The sequence below is a fragment of the Vibrio casei genome (assembly GCF_002218025.2).
In the GTDB taxonomy this organism is placed as follows: Bacteria; Pseudomonadota; Gammaproteobacteria; order Enterobacterales; family Vibrionaceae; genus Vibrio; species Vibrio casei.
The window spans coordinates 2,614,434-2,629,395 of record NZ_AP018680.1 but is presented as its reverse complement, the minus strand read 5'-3'; the positions used below and the strand labels follow the sequence as shown (position 1 = coordinate 2,629,395).

10 protein-coding genes are annotated in these 14,962 nt (G+C 42.6%); 3 read left to right on the top strand and 7 right to left on the bottom strand.

What is annotated here, in order from left to right; translation table 11 throughout:
• Positions 1-174 precede the first annotated feature (174 nt).
• The 4 genes from VCASEI_RS12280 to VCASEI_RS12265 form a co-directional block, all read right to left on the bottom strand.
• Positions 175-816, bottom strand: a complete 642-nt coding sequence (locus VCASEI_RS12280; RefSeq protein WP_086960460.1) for a hypothetical protein — start codon at positions 814-816, stop codon at positions 175-177.
• Positions 817-921: 105 nt separating this feature from the next.
• The gene (locus VCASEI_RS12275) at positions 922-2,124 is read right to left on the bottom strand and encodes a hypothetical protein (protein ID WP_086960459.1); all 1,203 of its coding nucleotides are present in this window, start codon (positions 2,122-2,124) and stop codon (positions 922-924) included.
• 201 nt (positions 2,125-2,325) lie between these two features.
• On the bottom strand, positions 2,326-3,681 hold the full coding sequence (gene gorA, locus VCASEI_RS12270; protein ID WP_086960458.1) for a glutathione-disulfide reductase: 1,356 nt from the start codon (positions 3,679-3,681) through the stop codon (positions 2,326-2,328).
• Between the two features lie 85 nt (positions 3,682-3,766).
• The gene (locus VCASEI_RS12265; protein ID WP_086960457.1) at positions 3,767-4,603 is read right to left on the bottom strand and encodes a 23S rRNA (adenine(2030)-N(6))-methyltransferase RlmJ; all 837 of its coding nucleotides are present in this window, start codon (positions 4,601-4,603) and stop codon (positions 3,767-3,769) included.
• A 319-nt stretch (positions 4,604-4,922) separates the two neighbouring features.
• On the opposite strand from VCASEI_RS12265, the gene prlC reads away from it, so the two are divergent.
• A complete protein-coding gene (gene prlC / locus VCASEI_RS12255) occupies positions 4,923-6,977 on the top strand; it encodes an oligopeptidase A (RefSeq protein WP_086960455.1) in 2,055 nt (684 codons plus the stop codon).
• A gap of 94 nt (positions 6,978-7,071) precedes the next feature.
• Here prlC and VCASEI_RS12250 read toward each other — a convergent pair whose 3' ends face one another.
• Positions 7,072-7,959 carry an ArgP/LysG family DNA-binding transcriptional regulator gene (locus VCASEI_RS12250; protein WP_086960454.1) on the bottom strand — a complete coding sequence of 296 codons (888 nt, stop codon included), beginning with the start codon at positions 7,957-7,959 and terminating at the stop codon, positions 7,072-7,074.
• A gap of 138 nt (positions 7,960-8,097) precedes the next feature.
• Here VCASEI_RS12250 and VCASEI_RS12245 point away from each other — a divergent pair, with 138 nt between their 5' ends.
• Positions 8,098-8,721 carry a LysE/ArgO family amino acid transporter gene (locus VCASEI_RS12245; protein ID WP_086960453.1) on the top strand — a complete coding sequence of 208 codons (624 nt, stop codon included), beginning with the start codon at positions 8,098-8,100 and terminating at the stop codon, positions 8,719-8,721.
• Between the two features lie 386 nt (positions 8,722-9,107).
• On the opposite strand, the gene VCASEI_RS12240 is transcribed toward VCASEI_RS12245, so the two are convergent.
• Both VCASEI_RS12240 and VCASEI_RS12235 read right to left on the bottom strand, forming a co-directional pair.
• Positions 9,108-10,724 carry an isocitrate lyase gene (locus VCASEI_RS12240; protein WP_086960452.1) on the bottom strand — a complete coding sequence of 539 codons (1,617 nt, stop codon included), beginning with the start codon at positions 10,722-10,724 and terminating at the stop codon, positions 9,108-9,110.
• Positions 10,725-10,930: 206 nt separating this feature from the next.
• A complete protein-coding gene (locus tag VCASEI_RS12235; protein WP_197709593.1) occupies positions 10,931-13,102 on the bottom strand; it encodes a malate synthase G in 2,172 nt (723 codons plus the stop codon).
• Between the two features lie 201 nt (positions 13,103-13,303).
• On the opposite strand from VCASEI_RS12235, the gene VCASEI_RS12230 reads away from it, so the two are divergent.
• Complete coding sequence (locus tag VCASEI_RS12230; protein WP_086960450.1) at positions 13,304-14,863, top strand: DUF3612 domain-containing protein; 1,560 nt, start codon at positions 13,304-13,306, stop codon at positions 14,861-14,863.
• Positions 14,864-14,962 lie beyond the last annotated feature (99 nt).

Below are 14,962 nucleotides of genomic sequence, written 5' to 3'. Positions count from 1 at the left end.
ACCTAATGTTAATAGGTTTTCAGGCTAAATACATAAAATTTATTGATATTTGGGTTTTTAATTGTCGAATGGTATTTTTCTAAAAAAGAATAGTGGATTTTATTATATTCTGGTTAACGATAATTAAAATCTGACGGTCGTTATATCTGTACGGAGTGAATAGAGACTGGTGGGTTATTGAGTAATTCGAATGTAAAAACCAATATGACCATCATGGTCGTCGTAGCTTGCTTTGCTGCCTAAAGCGATATTTTCTGTGAAGTAATAATTTATTTCAGAGGAGGCTTGTAGATAAGCTTGGTGATACGCGTATTTCATTCCTATATCTGCGCCTAATTCAAGTTTATGAGTAAGGCTGTAGCGCACTCCTGTAAAACTATTGATTCCTATACTTTTATTATCATAATCGAGCCCGACAATTTGATCGGTGGTTGAGCTAGAGTTTCGGTCTTTATACCAATCATAACTGAAGCCGCCGCCCAGGATTACATCTAAAGACGTATTGATAGGCAGGCGGTACATGGATCCTAACGAGAATACACTTTGGTTGAATTTAGAATCATAAGCATTATGGCCATTAGGTAAGTCTCCACCTTGCAGAAATTGGTTCTGATAATGCATCGTTAGTATTAGCTTATCATTAAGCATATAACTACCGCCAAGATCGATATTTTCTCCATCTTGTTGTAACCCAGCACCAATTTGTAAGTAAGTATAATTGTATGGTGAATTATATTCTCGATAGTCGGGGTTCGTTAAGCTGGTTATTGGTGTTCCACTCCAATAGGAGAGCAATGAAAAAAGCAATATAAACATAACAAGCTTGAATCCTAAATAGGTATGAGGTCTGTGTCATCATTGCACGTTATTATAGCCATAAAAAACCTATTGTATGGAAAACGAAGAGAATATTATCCTATGTTAGAATCGCCCGTTGAGCATAATGACATATTGATTACGATTTCCGGCAACCCCTGAGTTTTCAAAAGCCGCTGAAAAATATTGATTAAGATTAATGTTAAATCCAATAACGCCAGCCCAAGGGCTTTCATTTTGCTGAGCGACTTGGAAGGATATGCCATCTGCTTGATTTTGATCGGGAACAGCCGTTTCTCCAGGTTTGTAGCTTCCTGAAATGGTTTGCTTGGTTTGCATATAACTTGCCCCTGTATAAAGCGACAGTTTGTAACCATGAAGTAATTCAAAATTATAACCAATACGAGGTTGTATATTAACGGTTCCACCACTCACACTGGCTTTTTTCATGTGAGTTTGAGTGTAGCTGATAGGGATGGTGTAGAACCAGTTCCCCGTAGCACCTGCAATCATCGCACCGTAAGTATAGCTATAGCCTTGAATATCAATGGTTTTATCATATTCATGATCGCCACCAACTACATTTTTTATTTTTGCTACTGCATTCCTACATTTTTGTCCTATAGCCTCAATATGTTCATTTGAAGGACAATCAGGAAAATGATTGTTTAGCACATTTAATAGCTGATCCCCACCAAGTACCATTCCTAGATCCGTTGTACCTGAAAGAGCTCCCACTGTACCAAAAACATTTAAGAAGGGTAAAACCCAAGCATCAATCTTTAATTGAGGGGTTTGAGTATCCGTTTCAAAGTTATTAAATCGAAACAGGCTTGGATTGATATCTTGAGGCGATATATAGGTGTTAATTTGATTCCCACCAATAGATAAACCACTACCGTTATAGCCTACTTTCATATTACTGATATTTTGTTGCTGCTTTACATGTGAATAAAGAAAGCTGATACCAAATGGTAGAGGTAAGTCATAGCCATTATAGATTGCCGTTTGTCCGCCAAAAGGAAGAATATGATCCCAGACTTCCTTATTGCGCTTTTCACCCGATGACATTTCGGTAGCTTGACGCTTTGGCGTTTTCTGAAAGGTTTGAGAAGGCCGAGAAACCCCTTTATCCGATTGATTGCTTTTACTTATTCTTGAGCTGTCAGTTGAATCTGAAGGACTCAATATGGTGGTGGTATCAGCCATGCTTTGAAAGCTGAGTAAGGTCAATAGACTTAATCCGATAGTGCGGCTTGCATTTTTGATGCTTTGATAAGTAAAAAGGTAAGCAGGAAATAGAGTCATATAAATTCATTAATCTCATATTGGGGATGTGGCATTCATCAACTGCGATTTATTTTCCGTAATCATTTCCCTGGTGTATGAATCCTAGAAAAAGAAAAACCCCAAGTAAGAAAAAACCTTACTTGGGGTTTGCAATTTATGGCTCCTAAATATTACGCGATATATGGGAAACAATCTTTCTTGCGTAATTTGATATAGGTGCTATCTCATAGTAACGAATTCTTCACTGCCGGTTGGGTGAATCGCAACAACCGCATCAAAATCTGCTTTGGTCGCGCCCATTTTCATTGCTACAGCGAAGCCTTGAATCATTTCGTCTACTGTAAATCCGATGCCATGCAAGCCAACCACTTTTTCATCTTCATCTGCACAAACGAGCTTCATTTTACATGGTTGACGATGTTGTGTCACGGCTGTATACATTGCAGTAAAGCCAGATTGATAAATCTTGACGTTATCTTGACCATATTTTTCAATCGCTTGCTGTTCAGTCAAACCAATGGTGCCGATTGGTGGGTGGCTAAATACTACGGTTGGCACTAGGTTGTAATCCATCTTAGCGTCGGTTTTACCGTTAAATAAGCGCTCAGATAATTGACGACCGGCTTTAACGGCTACAGGCGTTAGTTCAATCCCGCCTTCCATTATGTCACCAACACAGTAGATGCCTTTGACGTTGGTTTCTTGGTATTCATCCACTTTGATATAACCGCGATCGTTAGTTGCAACGTCAGTCACATCTAAGTTAATTGCATCGGTTGCTGGATGACGACCAATTGCCCAAATTAGGGTATCAACGTTTTGGCTTTCACCATTTTCTAGGTGAAGAGTAATGCTACCGTCGGCTTCTTTTACCACTTCTTTCGGTACAGAGTTAGTGTGTAGCGTAGGGCCTTCGGTGTTCATCACTTCAACTAAAGTATCGACAATCATAGGATCGAAGCTACGTAGTGGCGATTCTTTACGAACAAATAGGTGAGTTTCTGTGCCGAGTGCGCTCAGTACGCCAGCAATTTCAACCGCAATGTAACCTGCACCAACCACTGCAACACGTTTTGGCTGTTCGTTAATCTCGAAGAAACCGTTTGAATCAATACCGTGTTCTGCACCTGGAATGTTTGGAATGGTTGGACGGCCACCGACAGCGATCAGAATATGATCAGCCGTGTATTGCTCGCCATTAACTTCAACGGTTTTCTCATCGACAAACTTAGCAAAGCCGCGGATAACATTGATTTTGTTATTGCTTAATACGCGGTCGTAAGATTGGTGAATACGGCCAATATAGGCTTGACGGTTTTCTACCATTTTGGCCCAGTTAAAGCTTTTTATCTCAACATCAAAGCCGTAATCTTTTGAGTACAGGTTAATCGCTTCCGCTACTTGCGCGCCGTGCCACATCACTTTCTTAGGTACACAACCTACGTTGACACAAGTACCACCTAGATCTTGAGCTTCAATCAGTGCCACTTTTGCGCCGTACATGGCTGCGCGGTTAGCCGATGCAATACCGCCACTACCGCCACCAATACAAATGTAATCAAAATGCGTTGTCATTCTGTTCTCCGTAACCTGTTATGTCTGTCTTTATTTAATGAGGGTGGCAGATGGATTATGCAACCCTTGTTCAATTTATTGCTGCTTATTCTGGAACAATCCACTCAACTTTATGATGGCCAGTGCTTGGCGCGATCGCCTGTTGTAGCATAGGCAAAATTTCGGTCATTTGGCTTTCTAATTTCCACGGTGGGTTAATTACTATCATGCCTGAAGCCGTCATACCACGCTCAAGACTATCGGCAGAGACGCCTAATTCAATTTGCAAAATGTTACGAATATCGAGTTTTTTAAGATCGGCAATCATGTCATCAATCGTATGACGATAAACCACAGGATACCAAATGGCATAAATACCGGTCGCCCAGCGTTTATGGCTTTGTGCAATGGCTCTCACCACATCTTGATATTCGTGAGCCAATTCATAAGGCGGATCGATGAGCACTAAACCACGACGTTCTTTAGGTGGTAATGTTGCTTTTAAATGTTCAAAACCGTCTTTTTGATGAATGTTAACCTGACGATCGCGATGAAATTCTTGTTCTAAAAGCGGGTGATCACTAGGGTGAAGTTCCGTTAATACCATGCGGTCTTGATTACGTAAGTGAGCACGTGCTACGCGTGGAGAGCCTGGATAATAACGAAGTTCATCACTATCATTTAGAACTTGGATTGAATCTAAGTAGCTAGTCACTTCTTCAGGTAAATCTTGCCCCCAAATACGTGCGATACCTTGTTTGTATTCACCGGTTTTTTCTGACCATTCGTGAGTTAAGTCGTAGCGGCCTACACCAGCATGCGTATCATGGTAAACGAACGGCTTATCTTTTTGCTTTAAGGCATTCAAAATTAAGCTTTGTACTATGTGTTTTACCACATCGGCATGGTTGCCAGCGTGAAAACTATGGCGATAACTCAGCATGGTTTATCTCTTGAAATTGGGTCAATATTACCGTCTATGATACCGAATATTATTGAGCCTTGCCTGATAAAACAGAAAGGAAATTAGTTTTTACTTTCAGCGCCATTGAAATCTAGTGAGTTAGCCTACATTTATATCTAAAGAAAAGTTTCTAAATATAGAAGAATCACTATCCCCAAAGTAATTGGAGTTACAGTGAGGCGACAAGTGAATGAGGCCCCATGAGCTTAGCTTGCCTAAGTGATTGGGGCGAATGAGCGCCGTCAACAAAGCTGCAACTTCAAGTACAAAGGGGATACACGAATTAAGGAAAGCATTCATGTTTAATCCGTTACTCTCGTTCGTCGAATCTAAAGATGGTTTACCCCCGTTTTCTCAAATTAAACCAGAACATGTACAACTTGCGGTAGAACAAGCAATTGCTGATTGCCGCGCTCAAGTTGAAAAAGTACTTGCTGGTGGAGCAGAACCAACGTGGGATAGTCTTTGTGAACCACTAACGGAAACCGATGATCGTTTAAGTCGTCTTTGGTCACCGGTCAGTCACTTAAACTCGGTTCAAAATAGTGAAGAGCTACGTGAAGCCTATGAAGCTTGTTTGCCATTATTGTCCGAGTACAGCACTTGGGTTGGGCAACATAAAGGGCTGTATGAAGCGTATAAAGCACTTAAAGCCAGTGATGAATTTGCTAGCCTCAATACTGCGCAACAAAAATCGATCACCGATGCATTAAAAGATTTTGAATTATCGGGTATTGGTTTACCTGCCGATCAACAAAAGCGTTATGGCGAAATCAGCAAGCGCCTATCTGAGCTGGGCTCTAAGTTCTCGAATAATGTGCTTGATGCGACTATGGGTTGGACTAAGCACATTACCGATGAAAAAGAATTAGCTGGAATGCCAGAGTCGGCAATGGCAGCGGCCAAAGCGAATGCCCAAGCTAAAGAGTTGGACGGTTGGTTGCTAACACTCGAAATGCCATCTTACATTCCAGTGATGACCTATTGCGATAACCAAGTACTCCGTCAAGAGATGTATGAAGCCTTTGTGACTCGCGCTTCCGATCGCGGTCCAAATGCGGGTAAGTGGGATAACACTGAAGTGATGGCGGAAGAATTAAAACTTCGTCATGAAATCGCCCGTCTACTTGGCTTTAGCTCTTATGCTGAGAAATCGCTAGCCACCAAAATGGCAGAAACGCCAGCGCAAGTTTTAGAGTTTCTTAATAACTTGGCCACCAAAGCCAAGCCTCAAGGTGAACGTGAAGTTGAGGAACTACGTCAATTTGCTGAGCAAGAATGTGGCGTCACTGAATTAAACCTGTGGGACATTGCTTACTACAGCGAAAAGCAAAAACACAAACTGTTCCAAATTTCCGATGAAGAATTGCGTCCATACTTCCCAGAATCGAAAGCGGTATCTGGCTTATTTGAAGTATTAAATCGCATCTTCGGCATGACAGTGACTGAAAAAACTGGCGTTGATGTTTGGCATGAGTCGGTACGTTTCTTTGAAATCACCGATAGCCAAGGTCAATTGCGCGGTAGCTTCTACTTAGATTTATATGCTCGTGAACACAAACGTGGTGGCGCTTGGATGGATGAGTGTCGCGTACGTCGCACTCTGGCTGATGGTGCAACTCAATCGCCAGTGGCTTATTTGACCTGTAACTTCAACAAGCCAGTGGGTGATAAACCTGCCTTGTTTACACATGATGAAGTCGTCACTTTATTCCATGAATTTGGTCACGGCATTCACCACATGCTAACTCAAGTTGAAGTGGCAGCGGTATCGGGCATTAACGGCGTACCTTGGGATGCAGTTGAGCTACCAAGTCAGTTCCTAGAAAACTGGTGTTGGGAAGAAGAGGCGCTATCGTTTATTTCTGGTCATTACCAAACCGGTGAAGCGCTACCAAAAGAAATGCTGGATAAAATGCTTGCGGCGAAGAACTTCCAATCGGCAATGTTTATCCTACGCCAGTTAGAATTTGGTCTATTCGACTTCACTCTGCATTCGCAATACGATCCTGAAGTCGGCGCAAAAGTGCTGGAAACGCTAGCAGAAGTAAAAGCTAAAGTGGCGGTACTGCCAAGTTTAGAATGGAACCGTTTCTCACATGCCTTTAGCCATATCTTTGCTGGTGGTTACAGTGCGGGTTACTACAGTTATTTATGGGCGGAAGTACTTTCTAGTGATGCATTCTCACGTTTTGAAGAAGAAGGTATTTTCAATAAAGAAACTGGTCAAAGCTTCTTAAATAACATCCTAGAAATGGGTGGTAGTGAAGAACCTATGGAGCTGTTCAAGCGCTTCCGTGGTCGTGAACCACAAATTGATGCCATGTTGCGTCATGCTGGTATTGAAGGATAAATAATTCTTTTTATTTGAAATGAAAACATAAAGCCCTGAATGAAAATTCGGGGCTTTTTAGTATATCTAATGTACTGCTTATTCAGCTAAATTCTTATCTAATCAATTTTTGCACATTTGATCCGATCAACACATTCGACAGTTTCTCTAACAGCGAGCCGCTTTGTTGCCAGTAATGCCAATAGAGCGGTACCAGTATGCCTTCTCTTTCTGGGAACATATCCATCAGTTTATCGGCGAAAGGGGCCGCTTGTATGATGGGCAAGATTCCATAACCTTGACCATTCACGATCATATCCGCCAATCCTTCACTGGAAGGGCAAATATGATAAGGAAAGTTTTCATTAAAACCCCATTTTTGAAATTGCTGTTTTTGTAATTTGTCATCGGCACCAAAAATTACCGCAGGCGCTTTAGTTAATCTTGCTTGCTGCTCCTCGAGAGAATGCACTTCTGAGAAATAGCGCTGATGAAATGAGGCCGAGCAATAAAATCGGTATTCCATGGTGCCTAAATATTCACAACGGGTGCCGGCCAACGGTTTATCACTGCTACACAAACAGCCCATCGCCAGTCCCTCTTCAAGATGCTTTAAGCCTTCGCTTTGATCTTCAATCAATATATCGAACATTACGTTATGTTGTTGGTAGAAGTGTTCCGTTGCCTTAAACCACCAAGTGGCAAGACTGTCGGCGTTAACCACAATTTTCAATTGATGAGCATATTGGTTGATATTGAGCAGATGATTGACATCTAATTCAAGCTGTTTGACTTTGATCACGTGTTCAGCAAGGGCTTGGCCCGTGGGCGTTAAAGAAAGACTTTTACCTCGACGAACTAAAATGCAGCCAATGCGTTGCTCTAAATGAGTAATACGTTGTGAAATTGCGGACTGAGAAATATTCAATTCTTGCGCTGCCGCTTCAAAGCTTTTCAGTGCGCCAATACGTTCGAGTGATTCTAATAATTTGTAGTCAAACATCACACGCCTTTATCAAATTATATGGTTAAGGAAAACTAATGTTAGATAAGTTTTTTTAATTTTATCTAAAGTGAGTTTACAGGCAATATAGCTTTCAAGTAAGCAGTATTGGTCGGTTGGAACATGAAGGAATAATCAATGTTGAGTGTGGTACTGAAAGGCGCATTTGTATCAGGCAGTTTAATTGTGGCGATTGGTAGCCAAAATGCATTTTTATTGAAGTCGGGTTTAAAAAACAATTATGTAATGCTAGTGGCAACTATTTGTTTTATCGGCGACATTTTATTGATCAGCACAGGTGTGTTGGGCATTGGGGCGTTATTGCAACAAGCGCCGGTGATGACGGAAATTTTGACTTTGTGCGGTATTTTATTTTTATGCTGGTACGGGTGGTTATCGGCTCAATCAGCGTGGCGTGGACAAAGTCATTTGGATATTGATAATAAGGAAGTTAGCCGTAATTGGGTCAAAGTCGCGATGATGACGTTGGCGATGACCTTTCTTAATCCACATGTCTACATTGATACGATTGTGGTGCTTGGCGGCATTACTTCATCATTAAATTTTGAAGAGAAACGTTGGTTCTTAGTAGGCGCGTTATCAGCTTCAGCTATTTGGTTTTATGGCGTGGCCTACATTGCGAAACAACTGATCCCGTTGTTCGCGAGACCTAAAACATGGCGAATATTGGATACGGTAATTGCGGTGATTATGTTTTCTATTGCGGCCGGGTTGCTGAAGACGTTGATCCCTAGTTCCTAGTGTCGAGTTGCTAGGACGCTTCGCTTGAGAGCTGAAAAAAGTGACTCGGTTCTCGGCATTACGTTGCTCGTGTTTCGAAAAAGGCGGAAGAGGTTGAAAAGAGCTGTCATCCCTGAAACGACGAAGGAGTTATCAGGGATCTATATTTAGCGCGCTGTGAATAGATTCCTGTTCTCGCTAGGGCTCGGCGGGAATGACAGAAAAATGGGAGCTTAGGCTACTTTGTACTCCTAGGCTCTTTCATGCTGAGATTTCGAGCTTTGAATAGCCATAAAAAAAACTTCCTACATTCTCATCAATTGAGAAGTAAGAAGCCTTTTGGTTAAGGGAACTAGTTACATCTTTTTCGAGTCACGAGCAGCGTAGCGTCCGAGATTCGAGCTACGTTACGAGAACTGATTCATCGTATTGTTTTCGCCTGAGGCTTTTAATGCTTGATCACCAGAGAAGTATTCTTTGTGATCATCACCGATGTTCGACCCCGACATGTCTTGGTGTTTCACTGAAGCCAAACCTTGACGCAGTTCTTTACGCTGAACGCCTGCTACGTAAGCTAACATGCCTTGTTCACCGAAGTAGTCTTTGGCCAAGTTATCGGTTGAAAGCGCTGCAGTGTGGTAAGTCGGTAGCGTGATCAAGTGGTGGAAAATACCCGCTTGCGCCGCCGCATCACGTTGGAAACTTTGGATTTTCGCATCTGCTTCTAGTGCCAGTTCTGAACCGTCGTACACTTGGCTCATCAATTGCGCGCGGTCATAAGTGCCGACATCTTTGCCTTCTGCTTGCCATGCGTCAAATACTTGCTGACGGAAGTTAAGCGTCCAGTTAAACGATGGGCTGTTGTTGTAAACCAGCTTAGCATTCGGGATCACTTCGCGGATACGATTCACCATGCCAGCGATTTGCTCAACGTGTGGTTTCTCCGTTTCAATCCACAATAGATCCGCACCGTTTTGTAGGGAGGTAATGCAGTCTAGTACTACGCGATCTTCACCTGTGTCAGGCTTGAAGCGAATCAGACCATTTGGCAGACGAGTGGGTTTGATCACTGCATCACCTTGTTTTAATACCATGTCACCAGATTCTAATTCTGATAGTGAGGTAATTTCTACGCCATCAATATACGCGTTATATTGGTCAGAAAGGTCGCCTGCAGTTTGAGACACTGGGATTTTCTGAGTCAGGCCTGCGCCTAATGAATCGGTACGTGCCACGATAACACCATCTTCCACGCCCATTTCTAGGAATGCGTAACGAACTGCATTGATTTTCGCTAAGAAATCTTCGTGTGGTACGGTCACTTTACCGTCTTGGTGACCACATTGTTTCGCGTCCGATACTTGGTTTTCGATTTGGATACAACAGGCACCCGCTTCAATCATTTTCTTCGCCAATAGGTAAGTCGCTTCTTCGTTACCAAAACCGGCATCGATATCGGCAATGATTGGAACAACATGAGTTTCAAAATTGTCGATTTGTTTTTGTACGGCTTGTACTTTTACTTGGTCGCCTGAGGCTTGCGCTGCATCGAGATCTTTAAATAGATGATTGAGCTCGCGTGCATCCGCTTGTTTTAAGAAGGTGTATAGCTCTTCAATTAACATTGGCACCGTCGTTTTCTCATGCATGGATTGGTCGGGCAATGGGCCAAACTCAGAGCGCATTGCCGCTACCATCCAGCCAGAAAGGTACAAGTAACGACCACGAGTGGTTTCAAAATGCTTCTTAATTGAAATCATTTTTTGTTGGCCGATGAAACCATGCCAGCAACCTAAAGATTGGGTGTAATTAGCCGAGTTGTTATCGTAAGCATCCATGTCTTCACGCATGATTTTTGCGGTATAACGTGCAATATCTAACCCGGTTTTGAAGCGATTTTGCAGGCGCATGCGAGCTACGTATTCGGGGGTAATCGCACTCCAGGTGCTACCTTGTTTTTCAATTAGGCTAGTGGCATCAGAAAGCTGTTGTTTGTAGCTATGTTGTTGAGTGGTATTTGGCATAATGATTCCCTTCTTTTCTTATTAGTAATAGTCACGTTATTGGATTTTTTATTAATGTTGCCATCCTGAATAGTGACGAAGGCGTGTAGTTCAGGAGCTCCAACCGGTATTTTAATTTCAACGTGCGGTAAGAGATCCCGGACAACTCGTGCCTCGTTTCCGGGATGACGTTCTTATATATAAGCTATATTTTTGTTTAACGGTCTTTATTGATTTTTCGCCCAGATTCGATACTGATGCAACAAGGGTTCGGTATAACCACTTGGTTGATTGCGGCCTTGAAATATCAGCTCTCTTGCTGCTTGAAACGCTAAACTTTGTTCGGTGTTGGGCTGCATCGCTTTATAGCCTTCAGAGCTTTGGTTTTGGTTATCCACCACTTGCGCCATTTTGTGCATGCTGTCCATCACTTGTTCAGGGCGGCAAATACCGTGCAATAACCAGTTAGCAATGTGCTGGCTGGAAATACGCAGTGTGGCGCGGTCTTCCATCAGCTCAATATTGTTGATATCGGGCACTTTTGAACAACCAATGCCCATTTCAACCCAACGCACCACATAACCCAAAATACCTTGGATGTTGTTATCTAGCTCCGCTTCTACTTGTTGCTCAGTCAGCTCATTTTCATCTAACAATTCAAGCTTTAATAAATCTTCCAACTTGGCAGGTGTGCGGTTGGCAATGGCTTGTTGTTGCTCAAATACATTGACTTGATGGTAATGAATCGCATGCAAAGTGGCAGCGGTAGGCGAAGGAACCCAAGCGGTATTGGCACCGGATTGTGGGTGAGCCACTTTGGCCGACATCATCGCTTTCATTTCTTCTGGCATTGCCCACATGCCTTTGCCGATTTGTGCTTTTCCCGCAAATCCACAGGCTAGGCCAACTTCCACGTTGTTGTTTTCATAAGCGCTGATCCAAGCTTGATGTTTGATCTCGGCTTTGGGCTTGAATGCACCAGCTTGCATGCTGGTATGAATTTCATCGCCGGTGCGGTCAAGGAAACCTGTGTTGATGAATACCACGCGAGATTGTGCCGCGCGGATACATTCTTTTAGGTTTACCGTAGTACGGCGCTCTTCATCCATGATGCCCATTTTGATGGTGTTTGGTGTTAAATCGAGCATGCTCTCCACACGTTCAAAGATTTCGTTGCTGAATGCCACTTCTTCTGGGCCATGCATTTTCGGTTTTACGATATAAATGCTGCCGGTACGGCTATTGGTCACACGACATGCTTGAGGGTTCTTGATTTCAATAGAGGCGATCAGCGCTGTGATCACGGCATCAATCAAACCTTCTGGTAGGTTGTTGCCTTGTGCATCCTGTACTAAGTCACTGGTCATTAAGTGACCAACGTTACGCACCATGAGTAATGAGCGACCATGTAAGTTGTAGTCATCGCCATTTTTATGGGTGTAGCTGCGGTCGCAATTAAGGCGGCGAATTTGAGTTTGGTTTCCTTTGTTGATCGTGGCGGTTAAGTTGCCAGTGATCAGGCCAAACCAATTACGATACGCTTCAAGTTTGTCTTGGCTATCGACGGCGGCGATTGAATCTTCAAAGTCCATGATGGTGCTTAGCGCCGATTCAATTTGAATATCATCTAATCCTGCAATGTCAGTTTTACCAATGTTGCCTTTGCGGTTAATGATGAGTTCAATATGTAGGCCATTGTTTTTTAAAACGATAGATGTTGGTTCAACATCGGGGTTGCTTGAAGCTACAAACTGGCAAGGTTGCGCTAAACCGGATTGGCTTCCATCTGGAAATGTCGCTAAAAGATGGTGGAAATAAACCGAGTAGCTTTGAACGTCGTGATGAGAGCCTTCTTTTAATGGGAAGTTTTCATCTAAAAAGGTTTTACCAAATGCGATGACGTGATTCCCACGAGCAGGGTTGTATTTTTTTCCAGCTTTTAAGCCTTCGCATTGTGGAATCACGTCCGAGCCATATGCCGCATCATACAAACTTCCCCAACGCGCATTAGCCGCATTTAAAGCAAAGCGAGCATTTTTGATTGGCACGACCAATTGCGGTCCAGCCATCATGGCGATTTCTTGATCGACATGTTGAGTGTTGATTTGAAAATCATCACCTTGCTCAACTAAGTAACCAATTTCTTGTAGAAAGGTTTGGTATTGATTGGCACTACATTGAGGATTAGCTTGATGCCAATCATCAATTTTCTGCTGAAAGATCTCACGTTTTTCTAATAACGCTTGGTTTTTCGGCGTTAAATCCGTTAGTAATTGGCTAAATTCTTGCCAAAATATTTCTTGGTTAAGTCTAGTTAATGGCAACACATCTTGGTTGACGAATTGAACTAGGCCAGCGTTGATCTTATGTGCGATCGATGGAGTGATTTTACTATTGATTGTCTGAGCTAAGTTCATAATGTTTCCCTCGTGTTACCTGCTATTAATTTTGTGTTCTAATTGAGCAATTAGTGACGGTTGTCTTAAAACGGAACATCAAATGGTGCTTTTTCATCCTGTGACTAAAAGAATAACGATAAATTAACTAAAATTTCACAAAGAAAATTACACAGTGTAAATTTTACAAAAATGAGGTCATGGATGAAGACGACAAACTCTCTGAATAGGCAGTCGCATTTTTTAGGAACGAAAGTGCGTAACTTACGGAAACGTAATGGGTTAACACTAGAAGACCTATCGTCACGTTGTGTGAAAATTGATCCTGAAGATGCGCCATCGGTGTCGTACCTTTCGATGATCGAGCGTGGTAAGCGAGTACCAAGTGAAGGGATGTTAGAGGTGATCGCGCAAGTATTTCAAAAGCCTTTACACTGGTTTTTGGATGACGCCAACGAAGAAAAAGAAATTACCCCTGAAAAAGGATCGCGTGGTGGTATTAATGGCATGGTGCTTGAACCAAGCTTCTTGTTTTCTAATGATATTTTACAAATAGCTATTCCAGAAATGCTTTCGCAAACGGGCACCACTGGTCATCAATTTGCTCATTTGCTGATTCGGGCACACCAAGAGCACCACCAAAATCATTTTCCCGATCTTGAAAAAGCAGCGGAACAAGTGGGTCAAAAACGCATGCCGTTATCGGTGGAAGATTTACTCGACATCTGTAAAGAGGTCGGCGTTAAAATCAAATGGTTTGATGAGCCTTCGCAAGATGTGATTGACAGCCATGGTGTTCAATCTAAGCATATAGTTCGTTCTTACGCAGAAGCGCCTAGCGTCATTCGGGTAAATCGCGCACTGAAAACCACCCCTGAAAAACTGAAATACGATTTGGCTGTGCACATAGGGCATAAGGTGCTGCACAACAGTGATGGAGAAAAACATGTAATTGCTTCGGACAATCGTAATTTGTCGACGTTAAGGCCAGAGCATAATAAAACTCGTGATATCAGTCATTTAGATTCCAAACATATTCTGCAAGCTTGGCGAGATTTTGAGTGCTCCTTTTTTGCTGGCGCATTATTGTGCCCGAAAGTCCCGTTTCGTCAGTTGCTTGATAGGCACGGTTATGAAATTAGTGTGAGTAAATTGATTGGGGTATCGGAATCGGTGGTAATGCGCCGTATGACAGCGGTGTCTTCTTATCCGCATTGGCATTATTTCGATGCTTATAATCCGGGTAAGTTGAAAGCCGTTTATCGTGGAAATGGTATTCCACTGCCGTGGGGCAATATGAGAATGGTGGAAGACCCATGTCAACACTGGTCGGTTTTTCGTATGATTGGCATTCCGGGTAACACTCCAGTGGCGCAAATTTCAGTGCTTAATCAAGATGGTGTGCCACATATTTATTGTTGCGAGTCAGTGAAAGTGAAAGACATGGCTGGCAATTACCACGTGTTGTGCTCTGGAGTGGATTTAAATCCAGCGTTAGAAGCGCAAGGCGAGGATGCTGTGGAAATTGCAACGGCACTGCAAAAAGAGTGCGTACGAAAAGGAGGGCAATGTGAAATACCCTACACCATTAAACAACAATTGCTGACGGTGGCACGTATTTTAAATATTCATTGGATTGAGCGAGGTATTGAAAATCAAGCACGAGTAATTTGTTCTCGTGGTGGAATGTGTCCAAGGCAACCCAAATGTTATACCGACAAATCGGAATCACGTCATTTGAATGCTCGAAGCTCGGTTGTGTGAAGATCTATTGTGTGAAGAGCTATTGTGTGAAGAGCTATTGTGTTAGCAAGGTTTGTGCTAAAGGCAGGGCGCCAAGTTTGGTAATGTGTCTCTCGAATG